This is a genomic window from Marinobacter sp. GH_1 (assembly GCF_048595985.1).
Taxonomy (GTDB): Bacteria; Pseudomonadota; Gammaproteobacteria; order Pseudomonadales; family Oleiphilaceae; genus Marinobacter; species Marinobacter shengliensis.
In genome coordinates this window covers 4,303,487-4,326,869 of record NZ_CP184460.1, presented here as the reverse complement: position 1 = coordinate 4,326,869, position 23,383 = coordinate 4,303,487, and the positions used below count along the sequence as shown (strand labels likewise).

General features: G+C 56.9%; 20 protein-coding genes. 17 read left to right on the top strand and 3 right to left on the bottom strand.

The genetic code is table 11. The features are described from left to right. The first annotated feature begins 168 nt into the window (after positions 1-168). Complete coding sequence (locus tag ACNSOI_RS19775) at positions 169-918, top strand: substrate-binding periplasmic protein (protein WP_420194856.1); 750 nt, start codon at positions 169-171, stop codon at positions 916-918. 63 nt (positions 919-981) lie between these two features. On the opposite strand, the gene thpD is transcribed toward ACNSOI_RS19775, so the two are convergent. Then, positions 982-1,917 (bottom strand): ectoine hydroxylase, encoded by a 936-nt coding sequence (gene thpD, locus ACNSOI_RS19770; protein ID WP_106694595.1) that lies wholly within the window; start codon positions 1,915-1,917, stop codon positions 982-984. A gap of 210 nt (positions 1,918-2,127) precedes the next feature. Next, positions 2,128-3,948, bottom strand: a complete 1,821-nt coding sequence (locus ACNSOI_RS19765; RefSeq protein ID WP_420194855.1) for an acyl-CoA dehydrogenase C-terminal domain-containing protein — start codon at positions 3,946-3,948, stop codon at positions 2,128-2,130. A gap of 298 nt (positions 3,949-4,246) precedes the next feature. On the opposite strand from ACNSOI_RS19765, the gene ACNSOI_RS19760 reads away from it, so the two are divergent. From ACNSOI_RS19760 to ACNSOI_RS19750, 3 genes are read left to right on the top strand one after another with little or no spacing between them, the layout of a single operon-like run. Then, on the top strand, positions 4,247-4,762 hold the full coding sequence (locus ACNSOI_RS19760) for a DUF3833 domain-containing protein (protein ID WP_286255737.1): 516 nt from the start codon (positions 4,247-4,249) through the stop codon (positions 4,760-4,762). A 29-nt stretch (positions 4,763-4,791) separates the two neighbouring features. Beyond that, entirely contained in the window at positions 4,792-5,886 is a 1,095-nt protein-coding gene (locus ACNSOI_RS19755) for an efflux RND transporter periplasmic adaptor subunit (RefSeq protein ID WP_061333183.1), read from the top strand. Positions 5,887-5,889: 3 nt separating this feature from the next. Beyond that, entirely contained in the window at positions 5,890-9,036 is a 3,147-nt protein-coding gene (locus ACNSOI_RS19750) for an efflux RND transporter permease subunit (protein ID WP_286922474.1), read from the top strand. Between the two features lie 15 nt (positions 9,037-9,051). Here the strand turns inward: ACNSOI_RS19750 and ACNSOI_RS19745 are convergent, their stop codons facing one another. After that, on the bottom strand, positions 9,052-10,317 hold the full coding sequence (locus ACNSOI_RS19745; RefSeq protein WP_420194854.1) for an EAL domain-containing protein: 1,266 nt from the start codon (positions 10,315-10,317) through the stop codon (positions 9,052-9,054). Between the two features lie 221 nt (positions 10,318-10,538). Between ACNSOI_RS19745 and ACNSOI_RS19740 the strand changes: the two genes are divergently transcribed. The 13 genes from ACNSOI_RS19740 (at position 10,539) to atpD (ending at position 23,352) form a co-directional block, all read left to right on the top strand. After that, positions 10,539-11,834 (top strand): MFS transporter, encoded by a 1,296-nt coding sequence (locus ACNSOI_RS19740; RefSeq protein ID WP_138437415.1) that lies wholly within the window; start codon positions 10,539-10,541, stop codon positions 11,832-11,834. 351 nt (positions 11,835-12,185) lie between these two features. Then, on the top strand, positions 12,186-14,072 hold the full coding sequence (gene mnmG, locus ACNSOI_RS19735; RefSeq protein ID WP_420194853.1) for a tRNA uridine-5-carboxymethylaminomethyl(34) synthesis enzyme MnmG: 1,887 nt from the start codon (positions 12,186-12,188) through the stop codon (positions 14,070-14,072). A 1-nt stretch (position 14,073) separates the two neighbouring features. Then, entirely contained in the window at positions 14,074-14,709 is a 636-nt protein-coding gene (gene rsmG, locus ACNSOI_RS19730) for a 16S rRNA (guanine(527)-N(7))-methyltransferase RsmG (protein ID WP_420194852.1), read from the top strand. Positions 14,710-14,740: 31 nt separating this feature from the next. Next, complete coding sequence (locus tag ACNSOI_RS19725; RefSeq protein ID WP_061333188.1) at positions 14,741-15,535, top strand: ParA family protein; 795 nt, start codon at positions 14,741-14,743, stop codon at positions 15,533-15,535. A gap of 60 nt (positions 15,536-15,595) precedes the next feature. Further along, the gene (locus tag ACNSOI_RS19720) at positions 15,596-16,471 is read left to right on the top strand and encodes a ParB/RepB/Spo0J family partition protein (protein WP_286255736.1); all 876 of its coding nucleotides are present in this window, start codon (positions 15,596-15,598) and stop codon (positions 16,469-16,471) included. A gap of 203 nt (positions 16,472-16,674) precedes the next feature. Then, positions 16,675-17,082 (top strand): ATP synthase subunit I, encoded by a 408-nt coding sequence (locus tag ACNSOI_RS19715; protein WP_082780615.1) that lies wholly within the window; start codon positions 16,675-16,677, stop codon positions 17,080-17,082. 18 nt (positions 17,083-17,100) lie between these two features. Next, entirely contained in the window at positions 17,101-17,970 is an 870-nt protein-coding gene (gene atpB, locus ACNSOI_RS19710) for a F0F1 ATP synthase subunit A (protein ID WP_286252721.1), read from the top strand. Between the two features lie 85 nt (positions 17,971-18,055). Next, complete coding sequence (gene atpE, locus ACNSOI_RS19705; RefSeq protein ID WP_058090906.1) at positions 18,056-18,283, top strand: F0F1 ATP synthase subunit C; 228 nt, start codon at positions 18,056-18,058, stop codon at positions 18,281-18,283. A gap of 96 nt (positions 18,284-18,379) precedes the next feature. Next, positions 18,380-18,850 carry a F0F1 ATP synthase subunit B gene (locus tag ACNSOI_RS19700; RefSeq protein ID WP_058090905.1) on the top strand — a complete coding sequence of 157 codons (471 nt, stop codon included), beginning with the start codon at positions 18,380-18,382 and terminating at the stop codon, positions 18,848-18,850. A gap of 12 nt (positions 18,851-18,862) precedes the next feature. Beyond that, positions 18,863-19,399 (top strand): F0F1 ATP synthase subunit delta, encoded by a 537-nt coding sequence (locus tag ACNSOI_RS19695; RefSeq protein ID WP_058090904.1) that lies wholly within the window; start codon positions 18,863-18,865, stop codon positions 19,397-19,399. A 28-nt stretch (positions 19,400-19,427) separates the two neighbouring features. Beyond that, positions 19,428-20,972 carry a F0F1 ATP synthase subunit alpha gene (gene atpA, locus ACNSOI_RS19690; protein WP_058090903.1) on the top strand — a complete coding sequence of 515 codons (1,545 nt, stop codon included), beginning with the start codon at positions 19,428-19,430 and terminating at the stop codon, positions 20,970-20,972. Between the two features lie 70 nt (positions 20,973-21,042). Then, positions 21,043-21,903, top strand: a complete 861-nt coding sequence (atpG, locus tag ACNSOI_RS19685) for a F0F1 ATP synthase subunit gamma (RefSeq protein ID WP_420194851.1) — start codon at positions 21,043-21,045, stop codon at positions 21,901-21,903. A gap of 54 nt (positions 21,904-21,957) precedes the next feature. Then, a complete protein-coding gene (gene atpD, locus ACNSOI_RS19680; protein WP_058090901.1) occupies positions 21,958-23,352 on the top strand; it encodes a F0F1 ATP synthase subunit beta in 1,395 nt (464 codons plus the stop codon). Positions 23,353-23,383: the final 31 nt, after the last annotated feature.

Sequence of the window (23,383 nt, the reverse complement as noted above, 5' to 3'; positions counted from 1 at the left end):
TCCACAACCCCAGGCCGCCGGCATTCGCCCGGCGGCCTGACGAATTCCCTTACGAAAACAAACAGTTTAGTTGTAAAACAACGTCAAAGCGTCGGGTAAACTCCGCCTACGTCTATTGGTGCCGCCAGTTTGGCGGTTTCATGCCATTCGAGTTAAAGGAGATAACCTGTGCGTAACCTGCTGTGCGTTACTGCGGTCGCTTTTGCCCTGTTTACGGCACCATTGCCGGCCGTGGCGTCTGAGCGTATCTATATCTATACCGAGAACTTCCCTCCCTACAACATGAGTGCCACGGGGCGTGCCTTCGAGCATAACGAAGATGGCATTGATGGTCTGTGCACAGAAATGGTCAAGGCCATTCTCGAGCACTCCGGGCTGGATTACGTGATCAAGCTGCGCAACTGGGATTTTGGCTATAACCGTGCGCTGAACAAGAAGAATCATGGCATCTACTGCACCACCTACACGGAAAACCGGGCTTCCCAGTTCAAATGGGTAGGGCCACTGACCACCAACCTGTGGACGATTTTTGCCCCCCCGGGTACCGATTTGAAAATTGACAGTCTGGAAGATACCCGCGGCATGCTGTACGCCGGCTACCGTGGTGATGTGATGACTGAGTACCTGCTGGAGCGGGATTTCCGGGTATCAGCCATGGACAGCGATGACCTCAACCCCAAGCGTCTGGAACTGGGCCAGGTTGATCTGTGGATTGCAGACCGGCTGGCAGGACCTTACTTCGCCTCCCAACAGGACGTTGAAGGCCTGGAACCGGTGTTTTCGTTCAATAACACCGAACTGTACCTGGCGATGAACCTCGAGACTTCAGAGGAAGTGATTCGCAAGCTACGCCAGGGACTGGAGACCATTCGCAACAACGGGATGTACGAGGCCATAGAGACCAAGTGGGGCCTCTGACACCCTCGGCGAATCTATCGAGACAGGGGGGAGCCACACGCTCCCCTTTTTGCGGATATAGCCTCAACCGGTTCTTCGCAAATCCGGAGTCGCCAGTGGCTTGAGGGCCCGGGTGTTGGTGCGATTACCCAGAAATTCCGGTCTGGGCTTGTTGCCACAGAAGGGCTGTTGCAATTGGTTTTCCACACTGTTGTATACGAAGAACAGATTACTGCGCGGCCAAGGCGACATATTGGCGTTGGATGCGTGCAAGGTGTTGCACTCAAAAATGATCAACGAGCCGGCGGGACCCGTGGGTGCCTGGATACCGTATTGGTCCGCCATTTCCTGCAGATCCTGGTGATTGGGCACGCCCAGTTCCTGCCTCTTCAGCGACGACTGGTAGTTGTCTTCCGGGGTTCGGCCGACACAGGGCACAAAGGTTTTGTGGGAACCCGGGATCAGCATCAGCGGGCCGTTGAACGGTGTATTGTCGGTCAGGGCGATGGAGAAGCTGACCGCCCGCATGCGAGGCATGCCATCTTCGGCGTGCCAGGTTTCGAAGTCGGAATGCCAGTCGAACCCCTTGCCGTGAAAACCGGGTTTGAAGTTGATCCGGGACTGGTGGATATACGCCTCGCTACCCAATAATTGATGCACCATATCGAGAATGCGAGGGTCCCGTGTCAGCCGGTCAAAACGGTCTGACAGTTCGTGAATACCAAAGACCGATCGAATTTCCTGTTTTCCCGGTTCGGTAATGGTGCCCTCGGAACGGAGAATGCTGTCGTCGTTTTCATAGGCGCGCAGATCGTCACGGAAACGTTTGACCGTGTCTGCATCGAGAAAGTTGTTGAACACCAGGAACCCGTCCCGTTCATAACGCGCCAGTTCGGTCTCACTCAGCGGACCTTCAGTACGGGCGTTTCCGGAGCTGTGGATAACCGGGTCTCTCCGGTCAAAAGCCGGAACAGGGCGTTCCAGGCGGGTGGGATAAAAGTCGTCAGCACGAGTCTCCATATTCGAACCTCCTTCTTTTATACACAGTACCGATATGGTCAGGCCTTGCCCGGCTGTGGGAAAGCCTGAAAATACTATATTCCTCAGAAAGTTATTGGATTGATGCAAAGACTTGCACCAGAGAGGGTAAGGGCAGGAACCGGGATTTCAAGGCCCCGGTTCCGGAATAAAAAAGTCCCGGCAGGCCCGGGACGGTAAGTTACCGGGTAATCACCCGGTAAAGGCCATATTGTCCGGCTCCACCTGCATCAGGTTGCGAGTCGGGCTGAGCATGCTGGTGGCGTGGGCCTGGGCCCGTGGCAGCAGACGCTCGTAGTAGAACTCGGCGGTTGCCAACTTGGTCTGGTAGAAGGCGTCGGATTCGTCGCCGCCATTTTCCAGCTTGTCGGCGGCCACCGCAGACTGGCGCAACCACATGTAGGCCATGGTTACGTAACCGCTGTACATCAGGAAGTCGTGGGCCGCAGCGCTGACCACATCGCGGTCTTTGCGGGCCGCCAGCATCACCCGGACGGTCAGCAGGTTCCACTGGGCCGTCAGTTTCAGCAGTTCGATAGCCATCGGGCGCAGCTGCTTGTTGGTCAGCTGCTTGCGGGCGAAGTTTGCAATCTTCAGGGTGAATTCCCGTACCGCGCCGCCCTGAGTCATCAGCAACACCTTGCGGCCCAGCAGGTCCAGTGCCTGGATGCCGGTGGTGCCCTCGTAAAGCGTGGCAATGCGGGTATCACGAACGATCTGTTCCATGCCGTGCTCGCGGATGTATCCGTGGCCACCGAACACCTGCACACCCAGATTGGCGGCTTCGTTGCCCAGCTCGGTCAGGAAACCTTTCAAGATCGGGGTTAGGAAACCCAGTTTGTCGTCGTATTTTTCGGCCTTTTCGGCGTCGCCCACGGTGTGCGCTTCAACCATATGGTCGGCCAGCCTGGCAGAGTAATACAGCATGGCGCGGCCACCTTCGGCGATGGCTTTCTGTGTCAGCAGCATGCGCCTTACATCCGCGTGGTGAATCAGGCTGTCGGCCACCTGGTCTGGCTCTTTCTTGCCAGACAGCGCGCGCATGGAACGGCGCTCTTTGGCGTAGTCCAGCGCCCACTGGTACGACAGTTCAGCCGGGCCAACGCCCTGAATGGCGGTACCGATACGGGCCGTGTTCATAAAGGTGAACATGCACTCCAGGCCCTCATTTTCCGGGCCGATCAGGTAGCCGGTGGCGCCGTCGAAGTTCATCACGCAGGTGGCCGAGGCCTTGATGCCCATTTTCTTTTCCAGGCTGCCGCAGTTCACGCCATTGCGTTCGCCCACGCTGCCATCCGCAGCCGGCAGGAACTTGGGCACGATAAACAGGCTGATGCCCCGGGTACCCTTGGGCGCATCCGGCAGGCGCGCCAACACAATGTGGACAATGTTCTCGGTCAGATCGTGCTCACCGGAGGAGATGAAAATCTTGGTACCGGTCAGCTTGTAGCTGCCGTCCGCCTGTGGTTCGGCCTTGGTCTTCACCTGGCCCAGATCGGTACCGCACTGGGGCTCGGTCAGGCACATGGTGCCGCCCCAGCGGCCCTCGGTCAGAGGCACCAGGTAGGTTTGCTTTTGGTCTTCGGAGCCGTGCAGGAAAATGGTGTTCATGGCGCCGAGCGACAGCCCCGGATACATGGAGAACGACCAGTTGGCGGTACCCATCATTTCCTGTTTGAACAGGCCCATGGACGCCGGCAGGCCCTGGCCGCCATATTCTTCCGGGGCTGACAACCCCTGCCAGCCGCCCATCACGTACTGGTTGTAGGCATCTTTGTAGCCTTTGGGCGTGGTGACTTCGCCGTTTTCCAGGCGGCAGCCTTCTTCATCACCGCTCTGGTAGATTGGGCTCAGCACTTCCTCACAGAAGCGCCCGCACTCGGTCAGAATGGCGTCTACAATATCCGGTGTTGCGTTCTCTCCAGAGGCCAGGGTCTGGTAGTGGCCCGGGTAGTCGAATACGTCGTTGAGCAGAAATTTCATGTCACGCAATGGCGCTTTGTACACTGGCATAACCCTTCCTCACAGTCTGTTATCGCAATCCGGTCGGGCCCGAGGCCCGTTATGACTGCTGTTTTACGGCATTCACTTGCGGCTGCCATTGACGGAAAGCGCTTGTCTGCATGTCAGAATGGACAATTGGCTCAAATGACGCATTTCATATCTGCCTGATCGGATCTTGCTCCTGGCCCGTAAATCACAACTCGACGACGCCTTAGCCAAGGCCATCTAGCGGAGTGTAAAAGTCATGCAAAACAGGGAAATTCGACTTAAAGCCGGTGGTGTCTGGTCAGTTGCTCTTATACTGTTGATGGTATCTGTGCTGGCAGGCTGTGCTGGCCCTTCACTGGACGATTATCGCGACGCACAACCGGAGCTGATCCCCCGGGAATTTTTCCAGGGCGAACTTTCTGCCCGTGGAGTAGTCAAGAACTTCTCCGGTAAGGTCATTCGTAGCTTTGACGCCGATATTGTGGCCACCTGGAGCGATGAGGGCGTTGGCACCCTGGATGAAGTATTCCGGTTCGACGACGGAGAGGTTCAAACCCGGGTCTGGACACTGACCCCGGCCGGCGACAGCTACCATGCCGAGGCTGGCGACGTAGTCAAACCCGGCACCATGCGCTGGCAGGGCAACGCCATCCATATGAATTATGTACTAAGGGTGTCATACGGCGATGGCACCATAGACGTCCGGATGGACGACTGGATGTACCTGATCACACCAGACACCCTGATCAACCAGACCACTATGAGCAAATGGGGCGTCGAGGTTGGTGAGGTGGTACTGGTTATCCAGAAACTGGGGTACGGGGACGACTCGTAACATTTATATCTGAAAGGTTAGCAAAACCCATGTGGAAACAATGGCTGATCGCTGTGGTTCTGGTTGCGGTGGTAGCTGCAGGGGCTGGTATTTACCTGAACCTGGAGTCAGGAGACAGTGGCCAGAGCGGTGGCGAGGCTCAGGCCAGTGCCGTCAATGTGGTAACACCGGAACGGCAACGGGTTCGTGACACCGTTGGCGCCGTGGCAAATCTGCGAGCCCTGAACTCGGTAGAGTTGACCACTGAGGTGAGCGGTCGAGTAATGGAACTGAATCTGCAGCCAGGCGCTGCGGTAGCCCAAGGGGCTGTTCTGCTCCGGTTGGATGATCGCCAGGCCCGGGCTGACCTTGCCGTTATTGAGGCACAGCTGGCTGATGCCCGGCGCCAGTATGAACGGGCCCAGAGGCTGCGAGCCAACAACAGTATCTCTCAGTCCCAGGTCGATGAACTCAGAACCGCCGTCGACGTTGCCATTGCTCAGCGAGAGGCTGCGAGGGTCCGGTTACAGAACCATCGGATCGAAGCGCCGTTCGCCGGTGTGGTCGGGCTTTCGGATATCAGCGTTGGGGCATTTCTCCAGGCAGGCACCACCATCACCACCCTGGATACCAATGACAAGATGGAACTGAACTTCGCTGTTCCCGAGCGATTTATTGGTCAGGTCAGGATTGGGCAACGAGTTCGGGCTACCTCCCCTGCGTTTCCGGGCGAAGTTTTCGAGGGGGAGCTGATAGAACTGGCTACCCGGATCAATGAGCTGAGCCGGACACTGTCTGTTCGGGCATTGATCGACAACTCTGAGGGCCGCCTGCGACCCGGCCAATTCATGTCCGCGTCTCTGACGTTGCAGGAACGAGAAGGCCTGGTCATACCGGAACAGGCGGTCATGATCCGGGGTGATCAGAAATATGTATTTGTGGCAGAAGATGGTGTTGCCCGCCGGGTGTCGGTGCGCACGGGCTCGCGAATGCCTGGCCTGGTTGAGGTGGTGGAAGGCCTGGAGGTCGAGGACCAGGTGGTGGTCACCGGCCAGGATCGCCTGAGTACCGGTGACCGGCTCAGGCTGCTGGAGTCTGATCTGGCAATACCGGATAACCGGTTTATTTCCAGCCGGGAGTCCTGATTTATGGTCCTCTCCGATATTTCCATCAAGCGCCCGGTATTCGCTACGGTTCTCAGCCTGCTGATTGTGGTGTTCGGGGTGGCGGCACTGATGGAACTGCCCGTTCGGGAGTATCCTGACATTGACCCACCCATTGTGTCGGTGTCCACCGACTACACTGGTGCTGCGGCTGAAGTGGTCGATACCCAGATCACCCAGGTGATTGAAGGTGCGATCAGTGGCATTGAGGGTATTCGTTCCATCGAGTCATCCACTGAGCAAGGTGAATCCCGAACGTCCATCGAATTCAACACTTCTCGCGATATCGATGTTGCAGCGAACGATGTCCGCGATGCAGTTGCCCGTGTGGCCAACCAGTTACCCGATGAAGCAGATGCCCCGAGGGTTCGTAAGGCGGACTCCGATGCCCGGCCGATGATGTGGGTAACGCTGCTCAGTGATGTATGGGACAGCGCAGAACTCAGCGATTTCGCCGATCGGGTGCTGGTCGACCGGTTGTCGGTGCTCGATGGTGTAGCCGATGTTCGAATTGGTGGCGAGCGCCGATACGCCATTCGGGTGTGGCTCGACCGGGAGCGCCTGGCAGCAAGAAACATCACGGTGGCGGAGGTAGAGCGCGCACTCCGGGACAACAACGTTGAATTACCGGCGGGGCAGGTGGATTCGTCTACCCGCAACTTCACCGTTAGGGCGGAAGGTCGCTTGTCCAGTGTTGAAGAGTTCCGCAACCTGGTGGTGCGCCGTGACGGCAATGATTTGCTGAGGTTGGGCGAAGTCGCCAATATCCAGATGGGTGTGGAATCTGACATCAGTCGGTTGCGGGCCAACGGGAAAACCGCCATTGGCCTGGGCATTATCCGGCAATCCAAAGCCAATACCGTGGCGGTATCGGATGCGGTGCGTGCCGAACTCGAGCGGATTCGGGACACGCTGCCACCGGAAGTCTCACTTGCGGAAAGCTACGACGAATCCATCTTTATCCGCGCCTCGATCAAAGAGGTGTTGATCACTCTGGGCATCGCCGTGTCTCTGGTGATTCTGGTGATTTTCCTGTTCCTGAGATCCTGGCGGGCCACATTGATACCGGCCGTGACCATACCGGTGGCGGTGATCGGGGCGTTTATCGGCCTGGGTTTCCTGGGGTTTTCCATCAACGTGCTTACGTTGCTGGCGATTATCCTTGCCATCGGCCTGGTGGTGGATGATGCCATCGTGATGCTGGAAAACATCCAGCGGCGCATTGATGAAGGAGAACCACCGCTGTTGGCAGCCTATCGCGGTGCCAAGCAGGTGGCCTTCGCCATCATCGCCACCACACTGACACTGATTGCCGTGTTCGTGCCCATTTCGTTTATGGGCGGCAACGTTGGCCGGCTGTTCGCCGAGTTTGGCTTCACCCTGGCGGCTGCCGTGATCTTTTCAAGCCTGGTTGCGCTGACGCTGGCCCCGATGCTGTGCTCGAAATGGCTCCAGCACAGCCCGGAATCCGAAGAAGGCCACCGCCTGTGGGCCTTCAGCGAGAAAGTGCTCAATGGCCTGACCAATGGCTATAAAAAACTGCTGACATTCTCCCTGAATCAGCCGGGTTTGTTGTTGGGCCTGGGTGTGGCTGGCCTGATCATCGCCACCGTCATTTTCCCGCGCCTGCCGCAGGAGCTTGCGCCTACGGAAGACCGAGGGGTAATCATCATGCCCACCAGCGCCCCGAGGGGGTCGACCGTTGAATACACCGACCACTTTGTCCGCCAGGCGGAGACGCAATTACTGCCGTACCTGGACGAAGGCATTGCTGCCCGCTTCCTGTCGATTGTCGGTTTCCGGGAGGAAGAAGATAACGCCTTTATGATCATGGGCCTGACCCATTGGGATAACCGCGACATCAAACAGCAGCAGGTAACCAGTGACATCCGGCAGAAGCTGGCGGATATTTCCGGTGTACGAATTAACGTGATCAACCCGCCGGGCCTTGGCCAGCGAGGCTTCAATCAGCCTGTTGAATTTGTGGTGGCCGGGCCGGATTACGAATCGGTACAGGCCTGGAGTGAAGAGATCGTCGAACGGGCGAAAGAGAACCCGAACCTGATCAATGTGGATACCGATTTTGAGCTGACCCGGCCGGAGCTGCGGTTGAATATTGATCGGGACAGGGCGGCGGACCTGGACATTACCGTTCAGGATGTTGGTCTGACCCTGCAAACCATGCTGGCTTCCCGGAATGTGACCACCTATGTGGACCGGGGTCGCGAGTACGATGTCATCATTCAGGCTGACGACGCCAACAGGGCAACGCCGGGGGATCTTGAGCAGATCTTTCTGCGGCCGCGAGAGGGCGGCGAGCTGATTCCAATCAAGGCTTTGGTATCGGTGGAAGAAATCGGCGCCAATCCGGATCTGCGGCGTATTGATCGACTGCCGGCGGTGGTTATCAGTGCTTCCCTGGCGGATGGTTACGATCTGGGCTCGGCGCTGACCTACTTGAATAATCTGGCTGTGGATAACCTGCCGCCGGAGGCCCGGCTCAGCTACAAGGGCCTTTCCCGGGAATTCCAGGATTCGTCCGCGGCTATCTATCTGACCTTCGGCCTGGCGTTTATCATCGTGTTCCTGGTGCTGGCGGCCCAGTTCGAGAGCTGGATTCACCCGCTTATCATCATGTTGTCCGTGCCGCTGGCCGTGACCGGGGCGCTCATTGCGTTGGCCTGGTCTGGGATCAGTCTGAACATTTACAGCCAGATCGGCATTATCATGCTGCTCGGGTTGATGGCCAAGAACGGCATATTGATTGTGGAGTTTGCCAACCAGTTGCGGGACAAGGGTTACGAGGTGCGAGACGCGATTCTTGAGGGTGCCACCCTGCGTTTCCGTCCTGTTTTGATGACCACTATTTCCACAGTGTTCGGCGCCGTACCACTGGTCATTGCTACCGGCGCCGGTGCGGAAAGCCGGGCGGCCATCGGTATGGTGATTCTCGGTGGGCTGGTGTTCGCCACGACGCTGACGCTGTTCATCATTCCGGTGTTGTACAACCTCCTGGCGCGATTCGCCAAGTCGTCCAACGCGGTGGAAAAGGAGCTGGAGCGCCTGGCGTCCGGTTCGGCTGGCGGCTCCAGCCCCGCTGGCTCACCCGCAAGCAAGGCTGATGACTTCTGATCAGAACGCTGGTGGTTACAGCACTGTTGGGAATACCAGATGTCCGTCCAGAACCTCGTCCGGGTGGATATCAATACAAAAAATGTGTTGGCCCGTCGAACCGGCAAGGCCTGTGGATAACGTGACGGTTCGCCGTGCATCCGGAAGCGCAACGTAAGGGCGGCAACTGTTGATTTGTTGCGGCCTTTCCAGGGCATTCCGGAAGTATTCCCGGTGGCTCCAGCGGGCACCCGCCGAGTAGTAAAGCGGGTTGAAGCGGTCGCCACTGACCATATCCACCTGCGCCAGCCGGCCCTGCTGGACGCCATGGCTATCAAGAATGAAACAGCGTTTGACGCCTTCCATGAGCAGCAGGTTTCTGCACACGCGTTCAAAGGGCTCGCCCCGGGCGATTTGATGGCAGACATCCATGATTTCAAAGCGGAGCAGTTTCAGGTAAGTTTCCTGGCTGTGATAATCCCTCAGGCTCCACTGCTGGGACCGGGACATCACCTGCTGCAGGGCGTTTTCGGCATTGATCGTGCACTCCCGGGTACTGTGTTTGGGCCGGGCAAACAGAAATCCCTGCAAAAGATCCGCTTCGGTATCCAGCGCAATCCGTGCCTGGTTCTCGCTCTCGATACCCTCCAACAATACCAGGCTGCCGCTTTCTCGGATCATTCTGACCAGGCTGTGCAGCAATACCCGGGCACGCTGGTGTGTTTCCGCATTGGCTAGCAGGCTGCGATCAATTTTCACGATCAGTGGATTGATTCGCCACAGTCGCTCAAAGTTGGAATCGCCCATGCCGAAGTCGTCGATGGCAATCTGAAAACCGAAATCTTTGGCTTCCTGGATGAATTCCAGCAGAGCATTGGTGTCTCGTGTGGCGGTTTCCACGAGCTCCAGGACTATCCTCTCCGGAGGAATTCCGGCGCTGTGACAGTGGGTTGCAAGTTGTCCCAGGTAACCGGCGTGGTGCAGCAAGGTGTCCGGATTGATGTTGATAAACAGCCAGACCGGTTCCTGTTTAAGACCGAAGTTGGTCAGATGCAGGTTGAGCAGGTGCTGGTCGACACCGGTGGTGACGCCCAAGATTGATGCTTGCTCAAATAACTCGGGTGGGGCAATTGGCCGGTTATCCCGATGAACCCGCACCAGCGCCTCGTAACCAACCAGTTTCTGGTGGGTCGGGCTGAGAATGGGTTGATACACAGACTGGAAATCATGATGCTTTATAAATCTGGCACATTTACCAGGTACCTTGCCTCGGTGGTCTGCAAGGCTTAACACACTTTTCATGGTCAGGAGCCCTATACTGCTATGGCGTAGCCGTCCTGGCCGCTGATGGAGTTACCGGGAAAAACTGAAGCCAATTCCGTGCCATCGGTATCTGGTTCTAGAAAAGCGAGGCAGGCCTGGGGTTGAACGGCACGATGGCACCCAAGGCCCAGACGGTTTGCACCAGAACGGTGCCCAGACATCACCAAACGGCGTTTAACCGCACCAGGAAACAACAGCCTATGAGTCAACACAGTCAGTTCCGGTTACTGGGTCAACGGCGGTTCTTGCCGTTCTACCTGACCCAGTTCTCCGGCGCCTTTAACGACAACCTCTACAAAAACGCCCTGTTGCTTCTGATTACCTTTCAGGCCGGTGGTCTGATGGGATTGTCGGTGAATGTGGTGGTCAACATCGCCGCGTTCCTGTTCATCCTGCCGTTCTTCCTGTTTTCCGGTATCGCCGGCCAGATGGCCGACCGCTATGAAAAGGCCGTGATCATCCGCAACGTTAAAGCCGCGGAAATTGGCATCATGCTGGTGGCCGCCACGGGCCTCTGGTTTGGCTGGTACGAGTTGCTGCTGGTGTTGTTGTTCCTGATGGGGGTGCAGTCCACCTTCTTCGGTCCGGTCAAGTATTCGATTCTGCCCCGAGTGCTGACCGATGACGAACTGGTTGGCGGCAATGGCCTGGTCAGCATGGGCACCTTTGTAGCGATCTTGCTGGGCACCATCGCTGCGGGCTTGATCATGGGGGCTGACCAGGCGGCGAAAGTCACCGCCGTTGGTGTGGTGGTAATGGCGGTGCTCGGATATCTTGCGGCCCGGCAAGTACCCAATACCCGGGATGAATCGCCAGGTGTTCGGGTCCGGTTCCGGCCGCTGCTGGAAACCTGGCGGCTGATGTCGGTGGCGGCGGAACGTCGCCAGGTACTCTGGGCGATTCTGGCCATCTCCTGGTTCTGGTTTCTAGGCGCCGCCTACCTGACCCAGTTTCCCAACTTCGCCAAAACCTGGCTGGCCGGGGATGAAACCGTGGTCACCCTGTTGCTGGCGATGTTTATCGTGGGTATCTCCATTGGCTCCATGCTGTGTGAGCGGCTGACCAAGCATCGGATCACCCTGTCGCCGGTACCCTGGGGGGCGCTGGGCCTGACACTGCTGGGGATCGATCTGTTTTTCGCAGTACCGGCAGATCCCAGCCCGTCTACCTGGCTGAGTCTGATCACCGAGCCTGTGTATATCCGGGTATTGCTGGATCTGGTGGGGATTGGCATCTGTGGCGGGCTGTTCATTGTGCCCCTGTACGCCTTTATCCAGCACGAAACCCCGGATCACAAGCGGGCGCGCATCATCGCTGCCCTGAACGTGATCAACTCCCTGTTCATGGTGTGCAGTGCCCTGGCAGGCATCGTGGTTCTGGGTGTGTTTGAGCTGGGAATCCCCGGGTTTTTCCTGATGTTGTCACTGACTAACGGGTTGGTGTGGGTGAGTGTGTTGGGGCTGAGGCGCCGGGCCGAAAAATCTGTGGATAATTAATTGGAAAACCTACGGATAAGCCCGGAATAAAACTTTTTATTGCTATAAAAAACAGATAGTTGCCATCATTTTTAAGCGTTGAAAAAGTGATCAGGGATGTGGATAACTTTCTTGAAAACTTTTCTGAGAAGCTGCTGACAACTGACTGAAAAGCAAAAAGTTTCGGTTTTTACCTAGCCTGAGCCCCGGGTTTATCCACTGGATTTCCTGGCACCCGCCGCCGGGATGCTTTTCGCTGGGGCGATATCTGGTTAAAATTTGCACATTCGGACTGCAATTTCGCCAGCGAGGCGTTATACTCGCCGCCCTGTTTTCATACCCTTTTTTAAAGCCCGATTTTCGAGGTGTAGTGTGGAGTTTCCGACCCGTTTCGATGTCATTGTCATTGGTGGTGGCCATGCCGGTACTGAAGCCGCCCTGGCAGCCGCGCGCATGGGTTCGCAAACCCTGCTGCTGACCCACAACATTGAGACCCTGGGGCAGATGTCCTGTAACCCCGCCATCGGGGGGATCGGCAAGAGCCACCTGGTGAAGGAAATCGACGCCTTGGGCGGGGCCATGGCCCGGGCTACCGATAAAGCCGGTATCCAGTTCCGTGTACTGAACAGCCGTAAGGGCCCTGCAGTGCGTGCCACCCGCGCCCAGGCTGACCGGATTCTGTACAAGGCAGCCATTCGCCATACCCTGGAAAACCAGCCCAACCTGACCCTGTTCCAGCAGGCCGCCGATGACCTGATTGTGGAAAACGACCAGGTGGTGGGCGTGGTTACCCAGACCGGTATTCGCTTCAACGCCAAAACCGTCGTGCTGACCACCGGTACCTTCCTCGGCGGCGTTATCCACATCGGTATGCAGCACCACGCCGGTGGCCGCGCCGGCGATGCGCCGGCCAATGCCCTGGCCAAGCGCCTGCGGGAGTTGCCGTTCAACGTTGGCCGCCTGAAAACCGGTACCCCGCCGCGCATCGATGCCCGTACCGTGGATTTTTCAGTGATGCAGCAGCAGTGGGGCGACGACCCGACACCGGTGATGTCTTTCATCGGCAGCCGTGACGAGCACCCGGAGCAGATCTGTTGCTACGTCACCCGCACCACCGAAGAAACCCACGACATTATCCGCAGTGGTTTTGACCGCTCGCCCATGTTCGCCGGTAATATCGAGGGCGTGGGCCCGCGCTACTGCCCGTCCATTGAGGACAAGGTCAATCGCTTCGCTGACAAGGATTCGCACCAGATTTTTGTCGAGCCAGAAGGGCTGACCACCAACGAGTTGTACCCGAACGGCATTTCCACCAGCCTGCCGTTTGATATCCAGCTCAAGGCCGTGCGCTCCATTCCCGGTTTTGAAAACGCCCACATCCTGCGCCCGGGTTATGCCATCGAGTATGACTACCTGAACCCCCAGGATCTGCGCCATACCCTGGAAACCAAATTTATCCAGAGCCTGTACTTCGCTGGCCAGATCAACGGCACCACCGGCTATGAAGAAGCCGGCGCCCAGGGCTTGCTGGCGGGCATCAACGCCGCCTTGCGAGCTCAGGAGAAAGCCGAATGGTATCCGCGCCGGGACGAAGCCTACCTCGGGGTACTGGTGGACGACCTGATCACCATGGGGACCAGCGAGCCCTACCGCATGTTCACCAGCCGTGCCGAATACCGGCTGATCCTGCGGGAAGACAACGCCGACCTGCGCCTGACTGAAACCGGCCGCAAGCTGGGGCTGGTGGACGACGAACGCTGGCAGAAGTTCAGTGACAAGTGCGAAGGCATCGCCAAAGAGCGCAGCCGCCTGGAAAGCACCCGTATTCATCCCAACACCGAGGCCGGCGAACGTGCCAATGACTACCTGAAACAGCCGATGACCCGGGACCAGTCCCTGGCCGAACTGCTGCGCCGCCCGGAAATCGCCTATCAGCACATTGCCGAGATCGGTGCCGATCAGGCAGACGATCCGAACGTGGCTGAGCAGGTGGAAATCGAGATCAAGTACGAAGGTTACATCTCCCGCCAGGCCGATGAAATCGAGCGCCTGCGCCGGAATGAGAACACCGCACTGCCGGTGGATCTGGACTATGAGGTGATTGGGGGCTTGTCGAACGAGATCAAGCAGAAGCTGCAAACCGTCAGACCGGAAACCGTCGCCCAGGCCTCACGCATCCAGGGTGTCACGCCGGCCGCGGTGAGCCAGATTCTGGTGCACCTGAAAAAGCGGGACCTGCTGAGAAAGCAGAGCGCCTGAGATGACTTATCCACAATGGCCAGGCCAGCTGAGCGACGGCCTGGCGGCGATGAATCTGTCCCTCAGCGAAAGCCAGCAGCAACAGTTGCTGGCTTTTCTCGCATTGCTGAATAAATGGAACAAGGCCTACAACCTGACCGCCGTGCGGGATGAGCGGGTGATGGTGTCACGGCAGTTGCTCGATAGCCTGAGTATCCTGCCCTGGATAACCACCGATCATCTGCTGGATGTTGGCGCCGGGGGTGGCCTACCCGGTATCCCTCTGGCCATTGTGTTCCCGGAAAAACGCTTTACCCTGCTTGACAGCAATGGCAAGAAAACCCGGTTTCTGAACCAGTGTGTTCTGGAACTGGGGCTAAGCAATGTTGAGGTTATTCATGGCCGGGCGGAAGACTGCCAGCCTGACCAGCCATTCACCCAGATCAGCAGCCGGGCCTTTACCGCCCTGGAGAACCTGGTGACCTGGTGCGGCCAGTTGCTCTCCAGTGAGGGCGAGTTCCTTGCCATGAAAGGCCAGTATCCGGATGATGAAGTAGCTGCCCTTCCGGCCGGCTGGCAGGTAGAATCCAGCCATTCCCTGAAGGTGCCCGGTGCAGATGGCGAGAGGCATTTGCTGATCGTCACCCGGGCTGAGTAAACCCGCTAACCCCAAGAGCAGGAGGCAAAGCATGGCGCGCGTGATTGCTGTGACCAATCAGAAAGGCGGTGTGGGCAAAACCACCACCTGCGTCAATCTTGCCGCGTCTCTTGCCGCCACCAAACGCCGGGTGCTGCTGGTGGATATGGACCCCCAGGGCAACGCCACCATGGGCAGCGGTGTCGACAAGAATAGCCTGCAGTTGTCTGGTTACGACGTGCTCACCAAACGTGCCAGCGCTGCCGAAGTGATTGTCAGGGCTGAGGCCTCCGGTTTTGACATACTACCCGCCAACGGCGACCTGACTGCGGCGGAAGTGGAACTAATGAACGAAATCGGTCGGGAGCACCGGCTGCGCCTGACCCTTAACACCGTTCGCGAGAATTACGAATACATCCTCATCGATTGCCCGCCGTCCCTGAACCTGCTGACCGTCAATGCCCTGTCGGCGTCGGATTCAGTGCTCATCCCCATGCAATGCGAATACTACGCACTGGAAGGCCTGGCTGCGTTGATGAACACCGTGGAGCAGATAAAGGAAACGGTGAACCCGAATCTTGAGGTCGAAGGCATCCTGCGCACCATGTACGACCCGCGCAACAGCCTGACCCTGGATGTCTCCGGTCAGCTTAACGAGTATTTTGGTGACAAGGTCTACCGGGCGGTTATCCCACGCAACGTGCGCCTGGCCGAAGCACCGAGTTACGGTATGCCGGCGCTGGCCTACGACCGGGCCTCCAAAGGCGCCATTGCCTATCTGGCCCTGGCCGGAGAAATGGTGCGCCGGCACGGATCGAAAAAGACATCCGCCGCGGTTGCGGTGTAACATAGATCGCCTTCAGGCGACCATGCATCCACCATTTCAACAGGAAGAATGACAACCACCATGGCGGCGAAGAAACGAGGTTTGGGCGAACGGGGTTTGGGGGCACTGCTTCAGGGTTCCAAAGTAAACCTGAACCAGGAACCCGGTAATCACGATGGAGAACTGCGGGACATTCCCGTGGATCTGATCCAGCGCGGGCGTTATCAGCCCCGCCGTGACATGGACCCGGCCGCCCTGCAGGAACTGGCCGACTCCATTCGCCAACAGGGCGTGATGCAGCCGGTGGTGGTTCGCCCCATCGCGGAAGGCCGTTATGAACTGATTGCCGGTGAACGCCGCTGGCGCGCTACCCAGATAGCCGAACTGGACCGTATTCCCGCCATTATCCGCGATGTGCCCGATGAGGCCGCCATTGCCATGGCGCTGATCGAGAACATCCAGCGGGAAAACCTCAATCCGATCGAAGAAGCCTTCGCCCTGCAACGCCTGCAGGAAGAATTCGGCCTGACCCAGGCCCAGGTCGCAGAAGCGGTGGGTAAATCCCGCACCACCATCACCAACCTGTTGCGCCTGATTGGCCTCACCGAAGATGTCCGGACCATGCTGGAACACGGTGACCTGGAAATGGGCCATGGCCGCGCCATGCTCACCCTGCCGCCAGAGCAGCAGATGCAGGTGGCCCGCCAGGTGGTGGCCAAGTCGCTGTCGGTACGCCAGACCGAAGCCCTGGTGCGCCGGATTCAACAGGAAAAACCGCAGGCCGAAAACACCCCAAGCAAAAGCCTGGACCCGAATATTCGCGCCCTGCAGGATGATCTTTCAGACCGCCTTGGTGCCCGGGTAGCGATCAACCATGGCAAACGGGGTAAAGGCAAAGTGGTGATCGAATACAGTTCACTGGATGAGTTGGATGGTATTCTGGGCCATATCCGCTAAGTCAGCCGGATAATCGGGAAAAATCATCCTAAAGTCCCGCTTTTCGCATTAAACACCACATGTGGTTGCTCCGGAGGTTGCATAACACAACTTGTGTTATCTGCTATCAAATCTTGAATCGATCTGGTTAAAACTTGGCCAATTTTTCGGCCGAGTTGTGTTGAACAGCTATCGGTTAACACATATAATTCCGCGCGCTTGGAATGACAGCTGGTGACATGACACGTTCGAAGAAAGCCATCATGCGTTTGCCGCTCCTGAAGTGGCTGGTTATCGAGATGGCGGCTCTGGTCACTATCAGTCTGTTGTGGTTGTTTGAAAGTCGTTTGGCCGGGTATTCCGCATTTATCGGCGGTCTTATTTTTGTCATACCAAACGCGTATTTTGCTCACCGGATGTACCGGTACCAAGGCGCCCGACACGCGCGCCTGATGGTGGGCAACATGTTCAGGGCAGAAGGCATCAAGCTCGCCCTTACCGCAGTGGGTTTTGCGGCAGTTTTCATCTTGATGGAGCCAGTACATGTACCGGCTCTGTTATTCACTTTTGCTGTAATGGTTGTTCTCAGTGGCGTGCTGCGCTTCCTGATTCAACCGCAAAGACAGCTATAGACTGGACGTGAGAGCAGTATGGCAGCTGATACCCCAGTAGAATATATACAACACCACCTTCAGAACCTCACTTACGGCAAGCTCCCCGCCGGTTATGAGAGGGTCGATCCCTACACCAACGATGTCACCGTGTTGCAGGAGGCTTCCTGGACGTTCGCGCGTACCTCGGCCGAAGCAACCGACATGGGCTTCATGGCGTTCCACGTGGACACCCTGGGCTGGTCCATCTTTATGGGCATCCTGTTCCTGACCATCTTCCGTATGGTTGCCAAGCGGGCCACCAGCGGCGTGCCCTCCGGGCTGCAGAATGTGGTCGAAATGACCGTCGAATTTGTTCAGACCATCGTTCGTGATGGCTTCCACGGCAAGAACCCGGTCATCGCACCGCTGGCCCTGACCATGTTTGTCTGGATCTTCCTGATGAACAGCCTGAAGCTGATTCCGGTCGACTTTATCCCCCAGATTGCCCATCTGCTGGGTCTTGAATACTTCAAGATTGTACCGACCACCGATCCCAATGGTACCTTCGGTATCTCCATCGGTGTGTTCCTTCTGATCATCTTCTACAGCATCAAGGTAAAAGGTGCTGGCGGCTTCGCCAAGGAACTGTCCTTCACACCGTTCAACCATTGGGCGCTGGTACCGTTCAACCTGGTACTGGAAATCCTGGGCCTGCTGACCAAGCCGCTGAGCCTTGCGCTGCGTCTGTTTGGTAACATGTACGCCGGTGAGGTAGTGTTCATTCTTATCGCGATTCTGCCGTTCTGGGTGCAGTGGACGCTGAACGTGCCCTGGGCGATTTTCCACATCCTGGTGGTAACGCTGCAGGCCTTTATCTTCACAACGCTGGCGGTGGTTTATCTGAGTCAGGCACACGAAGATCATTAACGGACAGTACAGAAGAAGTTTCGTAAAACCTGGATTGTGAAATCCCAAATTAACCTTTAATAAACTGAAAGCTAAGGAGTTTTAAATGGAAATCGTATTCATCGCAGCTGCTATCATCCTGGGTTCTGGCGCTCTGGCCACCGGTATTGGCTTCGCTCTGCTGGGCGGCAAACTGCTCGAGTCTTCTGCTCGTCAGCCTGAAATGGCTCCGCAGCTGCAAACCAAGACCTTCATCATGGCTGGTCTGCTTGACGCTGTTCCGATGATCGGTGTTGGTATTGCGATGTACCTGATCTTCGTTGTAGCTGGTTAATTACACCCGAGAAGCCAGGGCGCTGCTCACTTGAGTTGAGGATGCGCCCGGTTTTCCGGAAACCAGGACGCAACGAATAGCAAGAGGTATATTGCCGTGAATATAAACCTTACGTTGATAGGGCAAGCGATTGCCTTCGCTATTTTCGTCTGGTTCTGCGTCAAATATGTGTGGCCGCCCATCACGGCTGCCATGGAAGCGCGCCAGAAGAAAATTGCCGACGGCCTTTCTGCCGCAGATCGGGCTTCCCTCGATCTGGAACTCGCGCAGGAAAAAGCCTCCAAAGAATTGCAAAAAGCAAAACAGGAAGCTGCAGCCCTGATTGACCAGGCCAACAAGCGTGCCGCCCAGATTGTGGAAGCGTCTAAAGACGATGCCCGCAAAGAAGGCGAAAAGCTTATTGAGCAGGCCAGGGCCGAAATTCAACAGGAGCGTGTTCAGGCTCGCGACGCACTGCGCAAAGAAGTAGCGGTTCTTGCCGTTGCCGGTGCCGAGAAGATCCTGGAAACCTCTGTAGATGCCAAAGCTCACAGCGAGATGCTGGACAAGCTGGCCGCAGAACTCTAAACGAGGGTCATCATGGCACAACTGACTACGTTAGCCCGACCCTACGCGAAAGCCGTATTCGATGCCGCTAAAGAACAGAATGCCGTTGATCAGTGGGATCAGGCACTGGCTTTTGCAGGTCTGGTCGCGGCTGACCAAGAGGTAGCGAACATCCTGGCCAATCCCGGCCTGTCTGAGCAACGCAAGGCGGAACTCTTCGCCGATTGTTTCGAAGAGCCCCTGCCTGAAGCACTCAGAAATTTCCTGTTGATTCTTGCTGAAAACAAGCGTCTGGCGCTGTTGCCGGAAGTTGCTACGCTGTTCAGTCTGTATCGCGCGGATCTCGAGCGCACCGTCAAACTGGCGGTGAACACAGCGTTCGAACTGTCTGCCGACGAACAGCAGAAGTTGATCAAAGCACTGTCCGAAAAGCTGGAGCGCAAGGTTGAGCTTGAAACCGCGGTGGATCAGTCCCTGATCGGCGGCGTGGTAGTACGCACAGGCGACCTGGTTATCGACGCTTCAGTCCGTGGCAAGCTGGCCAGAATGGCCAAGGCTCTGGGCTCCTGATTTCAGCACAAGGTTTGAGGACAAAGGCATGCAGCAACTGAATCCATCCGAGATCAGTGACATCATCAAGAAGAGAATCGAGAAACTCGACATCTCTTCCGAAGCAAAGAACGAAGGTACGATCCTGTCAGTATCTGACGGCATCGTATTGATCCACGGTCTGGCCGACGTTATGTACGGCGAGATGATTGAATTTGCCAACGGCACCTACGGCATGGCTCTGAACCTGGAGCGTGATTCTGTTGGTGCGGTGGTACTGGGCGACTTCGAAGGTCTGGCCGAAGGTCAGAAAGTTCGTTGTACCGGCCGTATCCTGGAAGTGCCGGTTGGTAACGAACTGCTGGGCCGTGTGGTTGACTCCCTGGGTAACCCGATCGACGGTAAGGGCGAGCTGGGTAACAGCCTGACCTCTCCGGTTGAGAAGGTTGCACCTGGCGTTATCGCCCGTCAGTCCGTTGATGAGCCGGTACAGACTGGCTTGAAAGCCATCGACACCATGGTTCCCATCGGTCGTGGCCAGCGTGAGCTGATCATCGGTGACCGTCAGATCGGTAAGACCGCTGTAGCGATTGACGCGATCATCAACCAGAAGAACACCGGCATCAAGTGTATCTACGTTGCCGTCGGCCAGAAGCAGTCTTCCATTGCCGCGGTTGTGCGCAAGCTGGAAGAGCACGGCGCCATGGACCACACCATCGTGGTTGCCGCCGGTGCCGCTGATCCTGCCGCCATGCAGTTCCTGGCTCCGTACTCCGGTACGTCCATGGGTGAATTCTTCCGTGACCGCGGTGAAGACGCTCTGATCGTATACGACGACCTGTCCAAGCAGGCTGTTGCTTACCGTCAGATCTCCCTGCTGCTGCGTCGTCCGCCAGGACGTGAAGCATTCCCGGGTGACGTTTTCTATCTGCACTCCCGTCTGCTGGAGCGCGCTTCCCGCGTTAACGCTGACTACGTTGAGCAGTTCACCAACGGTGAAGTGAAAGGCAAGACCGGTTCTCTGACCGCGCTGCCGATCATCGAAACCCAGGCTGGTGACGTTTCTGCGTTCGTACCGACCAACGTGATCTCCATCACCGATGGTCAGATCTTCCTGGAAACCAACCTGTTCAACTCCGGTATCCGTCCGGCCATGAACGCCGGTATCTCCGTATCCCGGGTAGGTGGTGCAGCCCAGACCAAGATCATGAAGAAGCTCGGCGGTAACATCCGTCTGGCCCTGGCCCAGTATCGGGAACTGGCGGCATTCGCCCAGTTCGCTTCCGATCTTGACGAAGCAACCCGTCGTCAGCTGGAGCACGGTCAGCGCGTTACCGAGCTGATGAAGCAGAACCAGTACAGCCCGATGACCGTTGCGGAAATGGGTACCGTACTGTTCGCAGCAAACGAAGGCTTCCTGGACGATGTTGATGTAAACAAGGTTGTGAAGTTTGAAGCACAGCTGCTGGACTGGATGCGTTCCGAGCAGAAAGAGCTTCTCGACAAGATCGGCCCCGAGGGCAACTTCAACGACGACATCACCGCTGGCCTGAAAGCTGCTCTGGAGAAATTCAAGACCACTCAGAGCTGGTAAATCCACTGGGCCCGCCATCGTGCGGGCCTGCTGGTCCCTTTGAGTGTCTAACTTGAAAAGGCAGTGACTTATGGCCGTCGGAAAAGAAATACGTAACCAGATCGGAAGCATCAAGAGCACGCAGAAGATCACCTCCGCCATGGAAATGGTGGCGGCGAGTAAAATGCGTAAAGCTCAGGACCGTATGCAGGCAACTCGCCCATACGCCGAAAAGATGCTGCAGGTAATCGGACACATTGCCAAGTCCAACAAGGATTACCGTCATCCGTTCATGCAGGAGCGTGAGGTCACGCGGGTAGGCTACATTGTAGTTTCCTCCGACCGTGGCCTGTGTGGTGGTTTGAACACCAACCTGTTCAAACTGCTCGTTCGCGAAATGCGTGAATGGAAACAAAAGGGTGTTGAGACCGACATCTGCGCCATTGGGCAAAAAGGCGCGTCTTTCTTCCGTAACTACGGTGGCAACGTTGTAGCGGCGGTTACCCATATGGGTGACAACCCGTCTGCAAGTGAGCTGATTGGTAGCGTCAAGGTGATGCTCGATGGTTTCGAGCAGGGCAAGATTGATCGCCTGTACCTTGTGAGCAACGAGTTTGTGAACACCATGACTCAGAGCCCGCATTCGCTGCAGCTGCTGCCATTGCCGGAAGGTGATGACGAGGATGTAGGTCACCAGTGGGATTATCTCTATGAGCCGGATTCACGTCCGATTCTTGACGGGCTACTGCCACGTTATATCGAATCCCAGGTGTATCAGGGTGTGGTAGAGAATCTGGCCTGTGAACAGGCTGCCCGGATGATTGCCATGAAGAGCGCGACAGACAACGCCGGTGGCATCATCGATGAGCTTCAGCTGGCCTATAACAAGGCCCGCCAGGCAGCCATCACCCAAGAGATTTCGGAGATTGTGAGCGGCGCGGCATCTGTTTGATAACGCTCACAAACCTACTGGTTTTATTGACTACTAGATAACGAGGAACCGAGCATGAGTAGCGGACACATCGTTCAGATCATTGGCGCGGTTATCGACGTGGAATTCCCACGTGACTCCGTGCCAAGCGTTTATGACGCACTGCTGCTTGAAGGTGGCGAAACAACTCTGGAAGTCCAGCAGCAGCTGGGTGACGGCATTGTTCGTACCATCGCAATGGGCAGCACCGAAGGCCTCAAGCGTGGCCTGAAAGCTGAGAATACCGGCAAGCCGATTTCAGTACCCGTGGGCACCCAGACTCTGGGCCGTATCATGGACGTACTGGGCCGTCCGATCGACGAGCAGGGCGACATCGGTGAAGAAGAGCGTTGGGCTATCCACCGCAAAGCCCCGGGCTACGCAGACCAGGCAGCGTCTGCTGACCTGCTGGAAACCGGCATCAAAGTTATCGACCTGATCTGCCCGTTCGCCAAGGGTGGTAAGGTTGGCCTGTTCGGTGGTGCCGGTGTAGGCAAAACCGTAAACATGATGGAACTGATCAACAACATCGCGAAAGAGCACTCCGGTCTCTCCGTATTCGCCGGTGTTGGTGAGCGGACTCGTGAAGGTAACGACTTCTACTACGAAATGAAGGAGTCTAACGTTCTCGATAAGGTTGCCATGGTTTACGGCCAGATGAACGAGCCCCCAGGAAACCGTCTGCGTGTGGCCCTGACCGGTCTCACCATGGCCGAGAAGTTCCGTGACGAAGGCCGTGACGTTCTGTTGTTCGTTGACAACATCTACCGTTACACACTGGCCGGTACTGAAGTATCTGCACTGCTGGGCCGTATGCCTTCAGCGGTAGGTTACCAGCCGACTCTGGCGGAAGAGATGGGTCAGCTGCAGGAGCGGATCACCTCTACCAAGAACGGTTCTATCACCTCTATCCAGGCGGTCTACGTACCGGCGGATGACTTGACTGACCCGTCTCCGGCCACCACCTTCTCGCACCTTGACGCGACCGTGGTACTGAGCCGTGACATCGCCTCCAAGGGTATCTACCCGGCGATCGATCCGCTTGACTCCACCTCCCGTCAGCTGGACCCGCTGGTGATCGGCGAGCAGCACTACAACGTTGCCCGTGGTGTTCAGAACGTTCTGCAGCGTTACAAGGAACTGAAAGACATCATCGCGATCCTGGGTATGGACGAGCTGTCTGAAGAAGACAAGCTGACTGTAGCCCGTGCCCGTAAGATCGAGCGCTTCCTGTCTCAGCCGTTCCACGTAGCGGAAGTATTTACCGGTTCCCCGGGTAAGTACGTGTCTCTGAAGGAAACCATCGCCAGCTTCGAAGGCATCCTGAACGGTGACTACGACGACATGCCGGAGCAGGCCTTCTACATGTGCGGTGGCATCGAAGAGGCAATCGAGAAGGCTAAGGCAATGAAAGCGAAAGAAGGCAAGTAAATTACCTTCTTCCCTTTCTGACCCAAGAGGC

Coding starts and splice junctions, on each gene's coding strand:
- thpD (WP_106694595.1), bottom strand. CDS start 1,917: ATGGAGACTCGTGCTGACGACTTTTATCCCACCCGCCTGGAACGCCCT.
- ACNSOI_RS19765 (WP_420194855.1), bottom strand. CDS start 3,948: ATGCCAGTGTACAAAGCGCCATTGCGTGACATGAAATTTCTGCTCAAC.
- ACNSOI_RS19760 (WP_286255737.1), top strand. CDS start 4,247: ATGGTATCTGTGCTGGCAGGCTGTGCTGGCCCTTCACTGGACGATTAT.
- ACNSOI_RS19755 (WP_061333183.1), top strand. CDS start 4,792: ATGTGGAAACAATGGCTGATCGCTGTGGTTCTGGTTGCGGTGGTAGCT.
- ACNSOI_RS19750 (WP_286922474.1), top strand. CDS start 5,890: ATGGTCCTCTCCGATATTTCCATCAAGCGCCCGGTATTCGCTACGGTT.
- ACNSOI_RS19745 (WP_420194854.1), bottom strand. CDS start 10,317: ATGAAAAGTGTGTTAAGCCTTGCAGACCACCGAGGCAAGGTACCTGGT.
- ACNSOI_RS19740 (WP_138437415.1), top strand. CDS start 10,539: ATGAGTCAACACAGTCAGTTCCGGTTACTGGGTCAACGGCGGTTCTTG.
- rsmG (WP_420194852.1), top strand. CDS start 14,074: ATGACTTATCCACAATGGCCAGGCCAGCTGAGCGACGGCCTGGCGGCG.
- ACNSOI_RS19725 (WP_061333188.1), top strand. CDS start 14,741: ATGGCGCGCGTGATTGCTGTGACCAATCAGAAAGGCGGTGTGGGCAAA.
- ACNSOI_RS19720 (WP_286255736.1), top strand. CDS start 15,596: ATGGCGGCGAAGAAACGAGGTTTGGGCGAACGGGGTTTGGGGGCACTG.
- ACNSOI_RS19715 (WP_082780615.1), top strand. CDS start 16,675: ATGACAGCTGGTGACATGACACGTTCGAAGAAAGCCATCATGCGTTTG.
- atpB (WP_286252721.1), top strand. CDS start 17,101: ATGGCAGCTGATACCCCAGTAGAATATATACAACACCACCTTCAGAAC.
- atpE (WP_058090906.1), top strand. CDS start 18,056: ATGGAAATCGTATTCATCGCAGCTGCTATCATCCTGGGTTCTGGCGCT.
- ACNSOI_RS19695 (WP_058090904.1), top strand. CDS start 18,863: ATGGCACAACTGACTACGTTAGCCCGACCCTACGCGAAAGCCGTATTC.
- atpA (WP_058090903.1), top strand. CDS start 19,428: ATGCAGCAACTGAATCCATCCGAGATCAGTGACATCATCAAGAAGAGA.
- atpG (WP_420194851.1), top strand. CDS start 21,043: ATGGCCGTCGGAAAAGAAATACGTAACCAGATCGGAAGCATCAAGAGC.
- atpD (WP_058090901.1), top strand. CDS start 21,958: ATGAGTAGCGGACACATCGTTCAGATCATTGGCGCGGTTATCGACGTG.